We start from the raw sequence: 16323 nt of genomic DNA on the forward strand, positions 1-16323 counted from the left end.
CACCTTCCCCGCAAGGGGGAAGGAAGGCGCCTAACCGACACACACTCACCAATCCGGAATAACCCATGGCCAAGACTCCCCGCGAAAAAGACGTCTCCACGCTCACCCATGACCGGGCGGTGCGGCTGAACAATCCGACGGCCGAGATGGCGTCGCTCTATGAGCAGCAGGAGGAGTTGCTGGGCGGCGTCGAGCGGGACATGCGCATTCACCGCGCCCGGCCGCTCGCAAAAGGCGAGACGCGGGAGCGGGACATGGACCGCGATCCGCAGATCGTCTGGAACGGGGTGAAAATCCGGCTCACGCCCGAGCAGCGGCGGAAGCTTACCGAGACGGGCGAGGTCGAGATCGGCGACGCCCAGCTCGTCTGGCGCGGCAAAGACCGGCAGGACTGGTCCGACCTCGTCGTCAACGCGCCGCCGCTCTATATCCAGGAAAAGGTGCATCCGAAGGCCATCGTCGACGATCTAAAACGCCGGACGAAGACCCAGCGGCGCGAGACGACCGATGCGCCCGACCTCTTCGCCGATTTCAACGGCATAGACGATCCGGAAGCGCGGGCGGAGTTCTACCAGCACACCAAGCACTGGCAGAACCGCATGATCCTCGGCGACAGCCTGCAGGTGATGGCGAGCCTCGCCGAGCGCGAGGAAATGCGTGGGGCCGTGCAATGCATCTATTTCGACCCTCCCTACGGCATCAAATTCAACTCCAACTGGCAGGTTTCGACCCTGAGCCGGGACGTGAAGGACGGCAAGAAGGAGGATGTCTCGCGCGAGCCGGAACAGGTGAAGGCTTTTCGCGATACCTGGAAGGACGGCATCCACTCCTACCTCACCTATTTGCGCGACCGGCTTATGGTGGCGCGGGAACTTCTCATCGAGAGCGGCTCGATCTTCGTGCAGATAGGGGACGAGAACGTGCACCGAGTGCGGGCGGTGATGGATGAGGTGTTTGGGGAGGAGAATTTTGTTGCTCAGATTGCATTTACAACAACGATCCAGCAAACGAGTTCCTATTTATCGTCTGTTTTTGATCACGTCCTGTGGTTCGCAAAATCCAAGGGTAAATTAAAATATCGTCAACTTCTCACTCTAAAGAACGCCGGAGAAGTTGGGGCAAGTCGATATAATTCATACCTTACGCAGGATTTAAATGTGGGACGATTCGACGATATAGCGGATGTGCCCGCAAACGCTCGTATATTCACAACTGGAGACTTAACGTCCCAAGAATTTCGCCCGGATACTTCCGTGCCGTTTGAATTTCAGGGAAAAAAATACATTCCTGGAGCTCGCCGTCATTGGAACGTGTCTATGAGAGGTATGCCTCGGCTCGCAAAATCAGGCAGGTTGAGGGTTGAGGGCAATAACATTCGGGTTATGCGTTTTATTGATGATAATCCGGCGTTTGGTATTACTAACATTTGGTCAGATACTATGGGTATTCAAAGCCGATCTGATCCGCGGGTGTATGTGGTCCAAACAACAACAAAAGTTATTGAGCGCTGCATATTGATGGCCTCCGATCCAGGCGATCTAGTGCTCGATCCCACGTGTGGATCGGGTTCAACGGCCTATGTCGCGGAGCAATGGGGTCGGCGATGGATCACCATCGACACTTCCCGCGTGGCGCTTGCCTTGGCACGCACACGGCTGATGAGCGCGCGCTATCCCTACTATCTTCTCGCCGATAGCCGGGAGGGGAGAGTGAAGGAGCAAGAGGTTTCTGGCAAGATTTTTGCAGATACGCCCGTCACGGGCGATATTCGCCAAGGTTTCGTCTACGATCGTGCGCGGAAAATTGCCCTCAAAGCAATAGCCGACAATTCTCAAATCGATGACATCTGGGAAAAATGGCAGGCGGTGCTGGAGCCGCTGCGGACGCAGCTTAACGAGGCGCTCTCCATGTCATTCGAGGAATGGGAAATCCCGCGTGACCTCGACGCCTGGGCGGAGACGAAGGACGGTCAGGCCAAGGCGCATCTCATAACGGACAGCGCTCGCAAACTCCATGCTGGCTGGTGGGAAGCCCGCATTGCGCGGCAGAAGGAGATCGACGCTTCCATCGCCCGCGCGGCGGATGTAGAACTGCTCTACGACCGGCCCTATGAGGACAAGACGCGGGTGCGCGTCGCCGGGCCCTTCACCGTGGAAAGCCTGTCGCCGCACCGCGTCGTCGCGGCGCGAGAGGATACGCTGGGCGAGGAGCTCGACGCGGTCGGAGCAATCACCTCCCGCACCTCGCATCCCGCCAATATGCCGGAAGCGGATTTCGGCGCGATGGTGCTATCGCATTTGCGCACCGCCGGCGTGCACAGCCAAGAAAAGCGCGACACTATCCGTTTCAACTCCATCGAGCCCTGGCCGGGCAATTTCATCGCGGCGGAAGCCCGCTTCAGCGATGGCGGGCAGGTGGAAAAGCGGGCGGCGATCCTGATCGGCCCGGAGTTCGGCACGCTGACCCGCAGCCAGATCACCGCCGCCGCGCGTGAGGCGTCGGATGCCCGCTTCGACGTGCTGATCGCCTGCGCCTTCAATTTCGACGCGCAAACGGCGGACCTGAACCGCCTTGGGCCGCTCGCCATCCTCAAGGCGCGGATGAACCCGGACCTTCACATGGCCGAGGACCTGAAGAACACCGGCAAGGGCAATCTCTTCGTCGTCTTCGGCGAGCCGGATGTCGAGATCATCCGGGAGCCGGACGGCGATATAAGGGTAAAGGTGCACGGGGTAGATGTCTTCGATCCCTCCACGGGGGAAATCCGCTCCGACGACGCCAAGGGCATCGCCGCCTGGTTCATCGACACGGATTATGACGAGGAGAGCTTCTTCGTCCGCCACGCCTATTTCCTCGGCGCGAACGATCCTTACAAATCGCTGAAGACGGCGCTGAAGGCGGAGATCGATCCGGAGGCGTGGGAGACGCTCTATTCCGACATTTCCCGCCCCTTCCCCCGCCCCGCCACAGGGCGGATCGCGGTGAAGGTGATCAACCATTTCGGAGACGAAGTGCTGAAGGTGTTTGGGGTGTGAGATGGAAGAGGAAGATTATCGGGAATTGATAGCCCTCGTTAAAGGGCAAATGCTGGAGCTTGGTCTGTCCGATCTGGTCGAAGATCGCAACTTCTGGACTCCAGATCCAGACTTCAAAGGCGAATTTCGGATGCCACCAGCACGCGAGCATCTCATCGGTCTGCTTGAGGCGTTTGATTTTCATCTGAAGTGGACGAGCAGCGAGGCTGTTAACGTATCGCTTCGCGTGCTTCAGCGTCATGTGGAAAACGGACCCGAAGACGCTGTTATCCAATTTCCAGAGGTGAATAGAGGGCGCCCTCTTTATCTAACTGAACTTCCAAGCGGTGGTGAATTGCGCGATGAACTTAGTCGGCTAATTAGCGCATTAAGAGATCCGGGTTTTGATCCTACGCCTTCCATGGAGCCTTGAGATGAACAGAGCCGATGCAGAGGCTTCTATTAAATCCTTATTCGATAAATATCGGATTTCCCATTCCGTCATCCCGACCGGAAAAAGCAGCCATGTACAAGGTAAGGTGTATGAGCTTTATGTTCTGACCAAGGTGGTGGAATACTTGCAAACCCTTGGCTATAAAATTGATTTCTCCAATCCAAACAGAATTATGAAGTTCAAGACAAAGGGAGGATATCTACGCTCAAGCGATCCTCATTTCGAAGTCTCAATACCAGGCAATAAGCCCGTCTTTGATATTTACGTTGATGTTGAATTTCAAACGTTAGGCAGTTCTAAGATATCTCATTCCGGTTCTTTTTCAGCTGATTTAAGCCACCATCACGAGATCGATGTTGGCGTGTATGTCTATGGATTAGACAACGTCCGTCCCCGCCATGACCAGGTCGCCTTAGCGGTTGAATGTAAAGCGGTTGTCTCGCTCGAAAAGGCTGTGATCCGAGGGATGTTGGGCCTGCGGCGGGAATTGAGTTTGCTTGATCCGGAGCAAGCATCAATTCTTACACAATCTGCAAGGTATATCCACAACGGAACTGACGTCCCTGCAAACCCACCTTCGGAAGTCTGGCTGGTCAGTACAGACCAAGCTGTGAAACAGTACCGGAACAGCCCCAAAGTATTTGGGATCGAATGTAGGCACGAGGATATCTGATGCCCACCATCCTCGCCGATACCTTCACCGCATCCCTCGCCCGGCTCACCAATGACGAGCAGAAGCAGGTGAAGCTGACGGCGTTCGATCTGCAGACCGATCCGGAGCGGCCGGGGCTGAAGATGCACCGGATCGAAGCGTCCAGGGATCCGAATTTCTGGTCGGTGCGGGTGAATGCCGATATCAGGATCATTATTCACAAGACCGGCGACAGCGTGATGCTGGCCTATGTGGATCATCACGACGACGCCTATAAATGGGCGGAGCGGCGGCGGATCGAGGCGCATCCAAAAACCGGTGCGCTGCAGACAGTCGAGGTGCGCGAGCGGGTGGAGGAATTCGCGGTCGGCTGGTTTGCGCCAAAGGAAGAGCCGTTTCTGCATGACCAGCCTTACCGTCAGAAGGTCAAGCTTTTTGCGGCCCTTTCCACCGAGAATCTGCTCTATCTCGGCGTGCCGGAGGACTGGCTCGCGGATGTGGCGAATGCGGATGAGGAAAGTTTCTTCATGCTCGCCGGCCATCTGCCGCAGGAGGCCGCGGAGCGGCTGCTGGAATATGCCGCCACGGGCGTGCTGCCGCAGCCGGTTGTCGAAACGGCGGCTGCAATACAGCATCCTGACGCACAGCGGCGCTTCCGCGTCCTCGAAGGGCATGAGGAACTGGCGGCCGCGCTCGACCAGCCCTTCGAAAAATGGGCGGTGTTCCTGCATCCCTCGCAAAGAAAACTGGTCGAGCGGGATTACACCGGTCCCGCCCGGGTGATCGGCTCGGCGGGCACCGGCAAAACCGTCGTGGCGCTACATCGCGTCAAGCACATCGTCAAAAAGCAGCCTTCGGCGCGTGTGCTGCTGACGACCTTCTCGGAACCGCTTGCGCTGGCGCTCCGCAGCAAGCTCGGCATTCTCCTGGGCGAGTTATCACCGCATTTCGAGCGCGTGACAGTTTTATCCTTCCGTGAGGCGGCGGAGGAGCTTTACACGCGCATTCACGGGCGGCAAGCCTATCTCGTCAGCGAGCAGAAGCTTCGCGAGACGATCAAAACGGCGGCCAAGTCCGCCGGACTGACGCGCTTTTCGCCCCAGTTCCTGAATTCCGAGTGGGAGCATGTCATCGATGCATGGCAGGTCGGCAGCGCCGAGGCCTATGCCGCCGTGCCGCGCATGGGGCGCAAGAACCGCCTAGGCGCGCGGCAGCGGGAGGAGCTGTGGTCCGTGTTCTCCACTGTTCGGGAAAGATTGCGGGCAGAAGCGCTGCTCACTTCGGCCGATCTTTTCAGCGCCGTCACGGCCCATTACGCCGGGCAGGAGGCAAAACCCTATACCCATGTCGTCGTCGATGAGGCGCAGGACCTGGGCGTGGCGGAACTGCGTTTCCTCAGCGCTATCGTACCGGACGGCCCGAACGCGTTGTTCTTCGCCGGCGATATCGGCCAGCGCATTTTCCAGCAGCCGTTTTCTTGGAAAGGGCTTGGCATCGACATTCGCGGCCGGTCCTTCACGTTGAAGGTCAATTACCGCACCTCTCACCAGATCCGACGGATGGCCGACAAGCTCATTCCGGCGAATGTGCGCGACGTGGATGGCGAGGAGGACGAACGCAGGGGCACGATTTCGGTGTTCGAGGGGCTGGAGCCCACGATCCTTGTGGCCGAGACGGAGAGCGACGAAATCGCCGCAGCCGCCGCCTTCCTGCGGAGCTTGCTCGACGATGGCCTCGCTCCGCGCGAGATTGGCATCTTCTACCGGTCTTTTGCCGAGGTGCACCGGGCCCTGAAGGTGGCGGAGCGCGCCGGAGTTCACGCGGTTCAGACGGCCAAGAAACGCATGGACGAGGATGCGGTGCTGATCGGGACGATGCACCTCGCCAAGGGCCTCGAATTCCGCGCCGTCCTCGTCATCGCCTGCGACGAAGGCGTGCTGCCGCTCAGCGCCCGCGTCAACGAGGTTGCCGACGAGTTCGAGCTCGATGAAGTGATTAGCACGGAACGGCAACTTCTTTACGTGGCGGCAACGCGCGCAAGAGAGCGGCTATTTGTTTCAGGAGTAGCTCCGGGATCAGAATTCCTGGATGATCTTACATTGTAGTAAAATGCTATCCTTCGTCGAAATGCGATTAGGAAGCGCTTTCCGTTTCGAAATGATACGTGTGGCGTAGCTACTGACTCTCGCCAGCCAACACGATAGCGACAAGGTGGGCATCCGGGTGCGCTCCGCTTTCTACGCACGCGCAGCGTGCATTTTCGAATGCCTTACACTGCAGATTCCTGCGCTATCCTCATTTTTTTTGCTTTGATCTTAAACGCCGCGCTGCTTCTGGTGCCGTGCGCAGGGACGGGCCGACTACAGCGCAATTTGGAAGCGCGCCGGCCCGTCCCTGCGCACGATCGCGATCCGAATCGCCCTACGAAGCAACAAAAGGAAAAATATGAGCGCTACGGGGCCTCGTGTGTTGTAATCTCTGCGCAAATGCCGCGCTACAAACGGTGTTGATTTCAAAACTGCAACACACATCTCTTATAGATTTCTGGAAAAGCTGTTTGTTTACAAAGCAATGGCGAAAGCAACGGATGGCGAAACTGCACTCTTTGGAACCAACCTATTGGTATTGTCGCCTAATATCTGGAGCCAGTCGGCCGTTTCGTGGTGCAAATCCCTATGAAGCGACCATACAGGCGGTAGCTGGCTTATTCAGCAAGCGCAGCGGAGATATCATTGGCTGTCTGGATCACGGCCGGAGCAAGGCCCATCAACCGCCCGTCCGGCATGCGCTCGGCAGGTCCCGACACACTGACCGCGGCAAAGACCCGGCCGGAGGAATCGCGCACCGGCGCGCCGATACAGCGAAGGCCTATCTCGATTTCCTCGTTGTCGACGGCGAAGCCTTGCGCTCTGACCTTTTCCAGTTCGGCGGTGAGACTGTCCAGATCGGTGATCGTATTGGCCGTATAGGCGCGAAGCCCCTCCCCCGCAATTTTCCGGATCAACTCCTCATTCTGGAAGGCTAAAAATGCCTTGCCGACGCTCGTGCAATAAGTCGGAGCGGCCTGTACGGTGGTGAGGCTCGACGCGCTCATTTCCTCACGCTCGACACAGACCATCTGGCTGCCGTCGAAGATATGGAAATGGATGACCTCGCCGGTCAGTTGCTGCAGCCTGGCAATATGCGGATGGGCGCGCGTCGGTGTATCGAGACTGGCCATCACGCTGCTGCCATAGTGGAACATTTTAAGCCCAAGGCGATAGCCCTGCCGTCTCCCATCCTGGTCCAGCATGCCGACATCGCGAAGCGAAACCACGATCCGGTGCACCGTCGCCTTGGGAAGGCCGCTGGCAGCCGACAATTCCGCAATCGTCATGCTTGGCTTGGCGCGCGAGAAACTGTCGAGGACAAGCGCCATCTTGCGCAACGACTTCGCGCCGCCGTCCCGAGTGTCGCTGGCAGCTTCGAGATCATCCATCTCGTTGGATCGCGCTTCTTTTTTCATTTCTTGCCTGAATTTTCCTTTTGTTCCGCAATGCGGAATACGATCAACGTATATTCGAAATTATTCGACTTTCTGATTGACTCATATCCGCAATGCGGCTTAACTGCATCGTATATAAGGCATATATTCCACATAATGGAATATGAGAAGCACTTCGGGAGGAACTTTTGAAGAAGCTCATCAACAAGCCGTCCGGTGTCGTCCGTGAAATGCTTGAGGGCATCGTCGCCATCGCGCCGGGCCTGGCCTTGCTCGACACGGAGAATGTGGTGGTACGCGCTGACCTGCCGGTTCCCGCGGAAAGGCCGGTTGCGCTCATTTCCGGTGGCGGCGCCGGACATGAGCCTGCCCATGCCGGTTATGTTGGCCCCGGCATGTTGACCGCAGCCGTAACGGGAGAAGTGTTTACATCGCCCAGCGTCGATGCCGTTCTTGCCGCGATCCGCGCCAGCGCCGGGCCAGCTGGCGCGGTGCTTATCGTCAAGAACTATACGGGTGATCGGCTGAATTTCGGCCTCGCCGCAGAACTCGCCGCCATAGAGGGCATCCTGACCGAAGTGGTGGTCGTGGCCGACGACGTGGCGCTTGCCGGAATCGTGGCGCGCGAGCGCCGGCGCGGCATTGCCGGAACGGTGCTGGTGCACAAGATTGCAGGCGCGGCCGCCACCCAGGGCAAGTCATTGGAAGAAGTGGCCGCAATCGCGCGCTCCGCCGCAGCACGTATCGGAACCATGGGTGTAGCGCTCGGATCGTGTACCGTGCCCGCCGCAGGCAAGCCGGGCTTTACGCTGGGCGAGGAGGAAATCGAGCTGGGTCTCGGCATTCATGGTGAAAAAGGCGTCGAGCGCGCCGGCCTGATGACCGCCGATGCGCTCACCGATCGCTTGATCGATCAGATCGCGGGCGACATGGGTCTGAAAGCGGGCAACCGCGTCGCGCTTCTTGTCAACGGCCTCGGAGCGACCCCGCCGATGGAGCTTGCCATCGTCACGCGCCGTGCGCTGGCAACACTTCGAGAGCGGGGCGTAAGGGTGGAGCGCGCCTGGACGGGTAATTTCCTGACCGCGATAGAAATGCCCGGCTGTTCCATCTCCCTGCTCGACATGAAGGACGGCGACGCGGAGTTTCTCGATTTAGCCACTGAAGCCGCTGCCTGGCCGCGCGGCGGGCGGGTGCCGGATGCGCCGCGATTGGTGCAAACCCCGGCTGGAGCGCCAGAGGACGCAATCATAGGCGAAGCGGGAACGTTTGATGCTTCCCGCTTGCGCACTATCGGGCTTGCCGTCGCGGATGCGCTTGAAGCAGCAGAAGCCCATCTGACGGATCTCGACAGCAAAGCGGGTGACGGAGATCTCGGCGCAAGCATGGTTCGCGGCGCTGAGGCGATCCGGGCGCTTCCTGACGAGGCTTGGGCCAATCCCGCAAATGCGCTGGTCGCCATCGGCAACACACTGCGCCGCGCTATAGCCGGAAGCTCCGGCCCGTTCTACGCCATCGGCCTGACGCGCGTCGGGCGGCATCTAGCCGAAAATGGCCGGTTTGCACCGGAGGATTTCCGTGATGCGCTCGCCGTCGCTATAAACGCGATCAGCGAAATCGGCGGAGCCAGGCCGGGTGACCGCACCATGCTCGACGCGCTGCATCCGGCGCTGGAAAAACTTCGCTTGGGCGAAGGCGAGACCCTCAAGGAAGCCTGGCGCGCTGCCGCTCAGGCGGCGGAAGAAGGCGCGCAATCGACGGCGGCGATGACGCCCAAGCTCGGGCGCGCAAGCTATCTCGGCGAGCGGGCGCTGGGCGTTCCCGATGGCGGCGCGGCGGCGGTCGCCATCTGGATGAAGGCGCTGGCCGAAGCTCTTTAAGCTCAGCGGCAGCGAACGCTTTCACATTTCTAGATTTCACGGCGCGTCCTTCGGAGCGAACCCTTTCGCGCGCCCTGATGAAACCGGCCAACGGCCATAGAACAGGAAATCGAAGAATGAATCTCGATCACGTCACGGGCATCATCCCTCCCATCGTTACGCCCTTCACCAAGGATGGAGAAATCGACGAAACCGCATTTCGCAACATCGTGCGGTTTAATCTGGAAAAAAAAGTCCACGGCGTCTGCGTAGGCGGCAGCTCCGGCGAGGGGCATACCCTGACGGCCGAGGAATTTACGCGTCTGATGGAAATCACCGTCGAGGAGGTGAACGGAAGGATCCCGGTTCTTGCCGGTATTATCGCCAACTCGACTCGCGAAGCGGTGCGGCGCGCCAAGGCGATCTCGCATCTTTCCGTGCAGGGCCTGCAGGTAACGCCGGTCCATTATGTCTTCAAGCCTGACGACGACGCCACCTTCGAACATTTCAAGACGCTGACCGAGGCGACCGACGTGCCGGTCATCATCTATAACGTCGTGCCCTGGAACTACTTGAGCCCCGCCCTGCTGATCCGCCTGATGAAGGAACTGCCGGGTGTGCAAGGCGTCAAGCAGAGCGCCGGCGACCTGAAGCTGATGGCGGATTTGATGCTGGGCATTCCCGAAGGCTGCAGGATCTACACCGCGGTGGACGCCCTGCTCTATCCGTCGTTCGTGCTCGGTTGCCACGGCACCATCGCGGCCAATCCCGCCGCCGTTCCCGGCGTCTGCATCGCCCTGTGGAATGCCGTTCAGCGCGGCGATCACGCGAAAGCCCGCGAGATCCATGAGGCGCTCCTGCGTTTCTGGAACACGATCTATGCGGACAATCTGCCAGCCAACATCAAGACGGTGATCACGCTGCAGGGCACCGAAGCGGGCCTGCCGCGCATGCCGATGCCCGCGACGACGCCGCAGCAGCTCGAGAATATCAAGCGCGAACTCGCGAATGTCCTGAAGTTCGAAGAAGCCTGATCCGGCTTACGGCGTCGTCTTCGGGCGACGCCACCGGTTTAACCAACATGGGAGGAACAAGAATGTCCGTTCAGGGAAAAGTGCTGGAGGCGCAACACGCGCCGGCACATACAGAAGCGACCAAAGCCAAGGATATGCGCAGGGTCGCGCTGGCGAGCGCGATCGGCAACACCATTGAATATTACGATTTCACGCTCTATGCGACCGCCACCGCGCTGGTGTTCAATAAGATCTTCTTTCCCAGCGACGATCCGCTCGTGGGAACACTGGCGGCGTTCGCGACCTTCTTCGTCGGCTATTGCGCGCGGCCGCTCGGCGGCATCCTCTTCGGCCATTTCGGCGACCGGATCGGCCGCAAGACGGCGCTTCTCCTGACGATGATCATCATGGGCGTGGGCACGTTCCTGATCGGCCTCGTTCCATCCTATGAAACCATCGGCATATGGGCGCCCATCACGCTGCTTCTGCTGCGTCTCGCGCAGGGCATCGGCATCGGCGGCGAATATGGCGGCGGCATGGTGATGACCGTGGAGCACGCCCCGCCGGAACGCCGCGGCTTCTTCAGCTCGCTGGTGCATATCGGGGTTCCGGCGGGCTTCCTGATCCCGATTGCGCTGCTTGGGTTTCTCTCCGCGCAGATGAGCGAAGAAAGCTTCCTTTCATGGGGATGGCGGCTGCCCTTCCTGTTCAGCATCGTGCTGGTAGCGGTGGGACTCTTCATCCGCTTCCAGATCTCCGAGACGCCCGCCTTCAAGCGTGTGCTGGACGAAGGCAAGACCGCCAGCATGCCCGTGGTCGAAGCGGTGCGCGACCATCGCTACAATATCATCCTCGGCATCGGCGCCAAGATCGCCGAAAGCGGCCTCTTCAATATCTATGCAGTGTTCGTGATCGCTTATTGCGTCAATGTGCTCGGCCTGCCGCGCGAGACGATCCTCAATGGCGTGCTTGCCGGCTGTCTGCTCGAATGCCTGACATTGCCAATATTCGGAACGCTCTCGGACCGGTTCGGCCGCCGCTCGGTCTATATAGGAGGGCTTCTGTTTCAGGCGGCGCTCGCTCTCGTCTTTTTCGCCATGCTCGACAGCGGCAATGCCGGCATGATCTGGCTCGCCATCGCACTGGGCCTCGCCATCGGCCACGGTTCTGTATTCGGAGCGCAAGGCGCTTTCTTCTCCGAACTCTTCCCGGCACGCATCCGTTATAGCGGCCTCTCGCTGGTGCAGCAGATCGGGCCGATCCTTGGCGGCGGCCTATCTCCCCTCATCGCGACGACCCTGCTTGCCGAATATCCCGGCAGCACCACGCTGATCGCGCTCTACATGGCGGCGATGGCGGTCTTTTCAGCCGTCTGCGCTTTCGCCCTGCGGCCTGTGGAGAGATAATCCTTTGCTATATTGATCCGGAACGCCGCCTCCATCGAGGCGGCGTGCATGCTGCCGGATGCTGTCATACGCGCCGCAACTGGAACCATTATGTGATTGGTTCACAATTATTCCAAAATTTCCGCTTGAAACAAAACAAAAGTGCCGATTACTATGGCCCTCGGGAACAAAAAGATAAGGCTTGAGAGCCGGGAGAACTCTATGCAGCGGGATGGCAATCCGGCTGGATCGGGTATGAACCAATAATTCACATGGTTCATTATTCGTCATCCGTGGACAGCGGCGATGAGATCGGCGCCGCATTGGAAAAATTGCGTTCGATGCTGGAAAGCCCTTCGAACGAGGCGAGCATTCGTCTACCGCCCGAGCGGCAATTGGTTGAGCTCCTGGGTGTTGGACGGCGGACGGTTCGCTCCGCGCTCGATATTCTGGAAGAAGAGGGCCTGATCTGGCGCAAGCAGGGGCACGGCACCTTTGGCGGCCAGCCCGCTTTTCCGGGAATGCCGGCGAAACGCCTTGCGGCGCATACGAATCCGCTGGAGATCATGGATGTTCGCATTGAAATAGAGCCCGCGCTGGCGCGCATGGCCGCCGCGCGCGCCACCCCTGCCCTGATCCAGCAGCTGGAACGGCTGGCGCTGAAAGCCGAGCAATCCACCGATGCCGTCTCGTGGGAGCGCTGGGATTCGGCGTTCCATGCCAAAATCGCGGTCGCCTCCGGCAACCAGCTTTTCATCGCCATCATGGAGATGATCAACGGTATTCGCCAAAGCGCATCATGGCGCCAGTTCCGCGCCCGGGTGCGCTCGAATGGGCGCAACGCGCTGTCGGTTGAGCAGCACGCGGCCATTCTTGACGCGATCCGCCGCTTTCATCCGCTCGATGCCGAAGCCGCCATGCGCGCGCATGTGACGTCTTTACGCGATGCGGTCATCGCAGAAATCGGCGGCGTCGCCAGAACCAACACTTCCGCAGAGAAGTGAAAAACAAAGCATGCCTCAAGAAAACCAGAAGGGGAAAAGATGAAGCGGATTTCGAAATTTCTGACCGATGCCGGCGCCATCTGCGCCGTTGCGGCTTTAAGCGCCGGCATGGCCGTTCCGGCCATGGCGGCGGATTTGCGGATCGGCCTTCAGGACGATGCCGACGTCCTCGACCCGCACCGGGCGCGCACCTTCGTGGGGCGCATCGTCTTCACCTCGCTTTGCGACAAGCTGTTCGACATCAACGAGAAGCTGGAAATCCAGCCGCAGCTTGCGGAAAGCTGGAAATGGTCCGACGATGGCAAGGTGCTGAGTGTCAAGCTGCGCGGCAACGGCAAATTCCATGACGGCGCGAAAATCACCGCCGCCGATGTGAAAGCCAATCTCGAGCGGGCGAAGACCCTGCCGGAATCCCTGCGCAAGAGCGAGGTGGCGTCGATCGATACCATCAAGGTGGTGGACGACACCAATCTTGAAATCCATCTTGCCAAGCCCGACGCCTCGCTTCTGTCGCAGCTTGCCGACCGGGCCGGCATGATCATGTCGCCCAAGGCGTTCACCAATGGCGATTTCGGCCAGAATCCGGTCTGTTCCGGCCCCTATAAATTCGTCAGCCGCGTCCAGAACGACCGCATCGTCCTCGAAAAATTCAACGATTACTGGGATGCGGCCAATTACCATTTCGACAAGGTGACGTTTCTGCCTATTTCGGACACCACCGTGCGGCTCGCCAATCTGCAATCCGGCTCGCTCGACCTGATCGAACGCGTCGCCTCCGCCGATATCGAGGCGGTGAAGAATGACAGCAAGCTGGCCTTTTATCCGGTGACGGGAACGGGCTATCAGGCGCTAACCTTCAATATGACCAAGGGGGACAAGGACAGTTTCCCCATCGGTCACGACAAGCGCGTGCGTCGGGCGTTCGAGCTTTCCATCGACCGCAACGCCATCAACGAAGTGGTGGGACAAGGCATTTTCCAGCCGGCCCACCAGCCCTTCCCGCCTTCCAGCTTCGCCTATGATAAGAAATTCGAGACGGTGACACGCGACGTGGAAAAGGCAAAGGCGCTGCTCAAGGAAGCCGGGCTGGAACGCGTGAAATTCGAGATTTCCTACGGCAACAATTCCACATCGCAGCAGGTCTACGAACTCATTCAGGCGATGGCGGGCGAAGCCGGCTTCGACATCTCGCTGCGCCCGACCGAATTCGCCGCCCTGCAAAGCGCGCTCAAGGAAAAGACCTATGAAGTGGGTCAGAGCGGCTGGTCCGGCCGCGCCGATCCCGATGGCAATATCCACCAGTTCGACACCTGCAAAGGCAATCTCAACGACGCGGGCTATTGCAATGAAAAGGTGGACGCGCTGCTGAACAAGGCCCGTGAAACCACCGATCCGGCGCAGCGCAAGGCTATCTATGACGAGGCGCAGGCCATCCTCCAGGAGGATTTGCCGATCGTCTACCTTTACTACCAGCCTTGGCCATTCGCCGCGCGCGCGGATTTGAAGGGCTTCGTCGCCTATCCGGATGGAATGGTGCGCCTCAAAGGCGTGTCCATCGCCAACTGACCGGCGCGAAGAGCGGAGGCGGTGGGCCCCCCTCGCCGCCTCCGGCTACCGCCTCAATAAGGATTCCAGTTCCATGCTCGAACTGATCATTCGGCGCTGCGTCGTCGTATTGCCTACGCTCTTTCTGGTTTCGGTGCTGGTGTTCGGTATGCAGAAACTGCTGCCGGGCGACCCGATCCTTGCCATGGCGGGCGAAGACCGCGACCCGCAGACGATTGCCTATCTGCAAGAGAAATACCGGCTGAACGATCCCGTTCCGGTGCAGTATTTCGTGTGGCTGAAGCAGATCGTGTCGGGCGATTTCGGCCTGTCCATTCGCACCGAAAAGCCGGTCCTCGAACTCATCGCCCAGAAGCTGCCGGTCACGATCCAGCTTGCCGCCTTCGCCATGGTCGTCGCCCTCCTGATCGGCGTTCCGGCGGGGATCGTCTCGGCGGTGCGCAAGGGGACGCTCACCGATTACACCATCAATGTCGCGGCGCTATCCGGGCTCTCCATTCCCAATTTCTGGCTCGGCATCCTGCTCATTCTCATCGTCTCGGTGAAATGGCAGTTGCTGCCCTCGTCCGGCTATACGCCACTCTTCGAAGACCCTGCCCAGAACATCCGCACCATGATTATGCCCGCCTTCGTGCTCGGCACCGGGCTTGCGGGCGTACTGATGCGCCATACGCGCTCGGCTATGCTGGGTGTGCTGCGGTCCGATTATGTGCGCACCGCACGCGCCAAGGGGCTTGATGAGCGGACCGTCATCCTGCGGCACGGTTTGCGCAATGCGCTCACTCCGATCATCACGCTCGCCACGCTGCTCTTTGGGGAACTGCTCGCCGGGGCGGTGCTGACGGAACAGATTTTTACGATCCCCGGCTTCGGCAAGCTCATCGTCGATGCGGTTTTCACCCGCGATTACGCGGTGGTGCAAGGTGTGGTTCTCTGCACGGCGATAGGGTTCATTCTGATGAACCTCCTTGCCGATATTCTCTACATCCTCGTCAACCCGCGCCTGAGGGATGCATCATGACCGACGCAATCAGCATTGCTCCAAGCCGCGGATGGTGGGGCAACCGGGCCTGGCGCAAGTTCAGGCGCAACCGCGCCGCCGTATTCGGCGCCGTTCTGGTCGGCTTCTTCGTTCTTCTGGCGATTTTCGCCCCGCTCATCGCCACCGAAGATCCGTTCAAGACCAGCTTCACCGCCTTACGCAAACCGCCATCGCTTGCGCATTGGCTCGGAACCGACGAGCTTGGGCGTGATCTTTTCGCGCGCATGGCCTATGGTGCGCGAACATCCTTGCTGGCGGGCGGTGTTTCCGTTCTCATCGCGGTCATCGTCGGCGTCCCCTTCGGCATAATCGCCGGCTATTTCGGCGGCTGGCTCGATAGTTCCATCTCGCGCCTCGTCGATGCGGCGCTCGCTATTCCCTTCCTCATCCTCGCCATCGCGCTTGCCGCCTTTCTCGGCCCCAGCCTCATCAACGCGATGATCGCCATCGGCCTTTCCGCCGCGCCGATCTTCGCCCGGCTCGCGCGCAGTCAGGTCATGACGGTTCGGGCGGAAGAATATGTGGAGGGGGCCAAGGTGGTGGGGCTGCGCCATCCGCGCATCATCTGGCGCTATATCCTGCCCAATGCGCTCTCGCCGATCATCGTGCAGGCGACGCTCACTATCGCCGCCGCCATCATCGCGGAGGCGAGCCTTTCCTTTCTCGGCCTTGGCCAGCAGCCACCTAACCCCTCCTGGGGCTCAATGCTGAACACGGCGAAGAATTTCATTTCCCAGGCCCCCTGGATGTCCGTCTGGCCGGGCGCCGCAATCTTTCTGGTGGTTCTGGGGTTCAATCTTCTGGGCGATGGCCTGCGCGACGCCATCGATCCGCGTGAGAACTGATATTG

12 protein-coding genes are annotated in these 16323 nt (G+C 59.6%); 11 read left to right on the plus strand and 1 reads right to left on the minus strand.

The genetic code is table 11. The features are described from left to right. Positions 1 to 65: 65 nt before the first annotated feature. The 4 genes from ACOWVG_RS16345 to ACOWVG_RS16360 are packed head-to-tail and all read left to right on the plus strand — an operon-like array spanning position 66 to position 6225. Positions 66 to 3035, plus strand: a complete 2970-nt coding sequence (locus tag ACOWVG_RS16345) for a site-specific DNA-methyltransferase (protein WP_420963381.1) — start codon at positions 66 to 68, stop codon at positions 3033 to 3035. A gap of 1 nt (position 3036) precedes the next feature. After that, positions 3037 to 3447, plus strand: coding sequence for a hypothetical protein (locus tag ACOWVG_RS16350; RefSeq protein ID WP_420963382.1), 411 nt, complete (start codon positions 3037 to 3039; stop codon positions 3445 to 3447). 1 nt (position 3448) lies between these two features. Then, positions 3449 to 4141 carry a hypothetical protein gene (locus tag ACOWVG_RS16355; protein WP_420963383.1) on the plus strand — a complete coding sequence of 231 codons (693 nt, stop codon included), beginning with the start codon at positions 3449 to 3451 and terminating at the stop codon, positions 4139 to 4141. Next, the gene (locus ACOWVG_RS16360; protein WP_420963384.1) at positions 4141 to 6225 is read left to right on the plus strand and encodes a 3'-5' exonuclease; all 2085 of its coding nucleotides are present in this window, start codon (positions 4141 to 4143) and stop codon (positions 6223 to 6225) included. The genes ACOWVG_RS16355 and ACOWVG_RS16360 overlap by 1 nt, the downstream gene beginning before the upstream one ends. Before the next feature lie 599 nt (positions 6226 to 6824). Here ACOWVG_RS16360 and ACOWVG_RS16365 read toward each other — a convergent pair. Then, positions 6825 to 7625 (minus strand): IclR family transcriptional regulator, encoded by an 801-nt coding sequence (locus ACOWVG_RS16365; protein ID WP_420963385.1) that lies wholly within the window; start codon positions 7623 to 7625, stop codon positions 6825 to 6827. Between the two features lie 167 nt (positions 7626 to 7792). Here ACOWVG_RS16365 and ACOWVG_RS16370 point away from each other — a divergent pair, with 167 nt between their 5' ends. The 7 genes from ACOWVG_RS16370 to ACOWVG_RS16400 all read left to right on the plus strand — a co-directional run bounded on the left by ACOWVG_RS16370 (position 7793) and on the right by ACOWVG_RS16400 (position 16318). Then, positions 7793 to 9484 (plus strand): dihydroxyacetone kinase family protein, encoded by a 1692-nt coding sequence (locus tag ACOWVG_RS16370; RefSeq protein ID WP_420963386.1) that lies wholly within the window; start codon positions 7793 to 7795, stop codon positions 9482 to 9484. A gap of 116 nt (positions 9485 to 9600) precedes the next feature. Beyond that, a complete protein-coding gene (locus tag ACOWVG_RS16375; protein WP_420963387.1) occupies positions 9601 to 10497 on the plus strand; it encodes a dihydrodipicolinate synthase family protein in 897 nt (298 codons plus the stop codon). Positions 10498 to 10559: 62 nt separating this feature from the next. Further along, positions 10560 to 11882, plus strand: coding sequence for an MFS transporter (locus ACOWVG_RS16380; RefSeq protein ID WP_420963388.1), 1323 nt, complete (start codon positions 10560 to 10562; stop codon positions 11880 to 11882). A 251-nt stretch (positions 11883 to 12133) separates the two neighbouring features. After that, positions 12134 to 12865 carry a FadR/GntR family transcriptional regulator gene (locus tag ACOWVG_RS16385; RefSeq protein ID WP_420963389.1) on the plus strand — a complete coding sequence of 244 codons (732 nt, stop codon included), beginning with the start codon at positions 12134 to 12136 and terminating at the stop codon, positions 12863 to 12865. Between the two features lie 39 nt (positions 12866 to 12904). After that, positions 12905 to 14431 (plus strand): ABC transporter substrate-binding protein, encoded by a 1527-nt coding sequence (locus ACOWVG_RS16390; RefSeq protein WP_420963390.1) that lies wholly within the window; start codon positions 12905 to 12907, stop codon positions 14429 to 14431. A 73-nt stretch (positions 14432 to 14504) separates the two neighbouring features. Next, the gene (locus tag ACOWVG_RS16395) at positions 14505 to 15452 is read left to right on the plus strand and encodes an ABC transporter permease (RefSeq protein WP_420963391.1); all 948 of its coding nucleotides are present in this window, start codon (positions 14505 to 14507) and stop codon (positions 15450 to 15452) included. Beyond that, positions 15449 to 16318, plus strand: coding sequence for an ABC transporter permease (locus ACOWVG_RS16400; protein WP_420963392.1), 870 nt, complete (start codon positions 15449 to 15451; stop codon positions 16316 to 16318). Before ACOWVG_RS16395 ends, ACOWVG_RS16400 begins: the two co-directional genes overlap by 4 nt. The last annotated feature ends 5 nt before the right edge of the window (positions 16319 to 16323 follow it).

The organism is Brucella sp. IR073 (assembly GCF_049065735.1).
In the GTDB taxonomy this organism is placed as follows: Bacteria; Pseudomonadota; Alphaproteobacteria; order Rhizobiales; family Rhizobiaceae; genus Paramesorhizobium.

What these genes read in the sequence shown, in the direction of transcription:
- ACOWVG_RS16345 (WP_420963381.1), top strand. Translation starts at nt 66, where the DNA reads ATGGCCAAGACTCCCCGCGAAAAAGACGTCTCCACGCTCACCCATGAC.
- ACOWVG_RS16350 (WP_420963382.1), top strand. Translation starts at nt 3,037, where the DNA reads ATGGAAGAGGAAGATTATCGGGAATTGATAGCCCTCGTTAAAGGGCAA.
- ACOWVG_RS16355 (WP_420963383.1), top strand. Translation starts at nt 3,449, where the DNA reads ATGAACAGAGCCGATGCAGAGGCTTCTATTAAATCCTTATTCGATAAA.
- ACOWVG_RS16360 (WP_420963384.1), top strand. Translation starts at nt 4,141, where the DNA reads ATGCCCACCATCCTCGCCGATACCTTCACCGCATCCCTCGCCCGGCTC.
- ACOWVG_RS16365 (WP_420963385.1), bottom strand. Translation starts at nt 7,625, where the DNA reads ATGAAAAAAGAAGCGCGATCCAACGAGATGGATGATCTCGAAGCTGCC.
- ACOWVG_RS16375 (WP_420963387.1), top strand. Translation starts at nt 9,601, where the DNA reads ATGAATCTCGATCACGTCACGGGCATCATCCCTCCCATCGTTACGCCC.
- ACOWVG_RS16380 (WP_420963388.1), top strand. Translation starts at nt 10,560, where the DNA reads ATGTCCGTTCAGGGAAAAGTGCTGGAGGCGCAACACGCGCCGGCACAT.
- ACOWVG_RS16385 (WP_420963389.1), top strand. Translation starts at nt 12,134, where the DNA reads ATGGTTCATTATTCGTCATCCGTGGACAGCGGCGATGAGATCGGCGCC.
- ACOWVG_RS16390 (WP_420963390.1), top strand. Translation starts at nt 12,905, where the DNA reads ATGAAGCGGATTTCGAAATTTCTGACCGATGCCGGCGCCATCTGCGCC.
- ACOWVG_RS16395 (WP_420963391.1), top strand. Translation starts at nt 14,505, where the DNA reads ATGCTCGAACTGATCATTCGGCGCTGCGTCGTCGTATTGCCTACGCTC.
- ACOWVG_RS16400 (WP_420963392.1), top strand. Translation starts at nt 15,449, where the DNA reads ATGACCGACGCAATCAGCATTGCTCCAAGCCGCGGATGGTGGGGCAAC.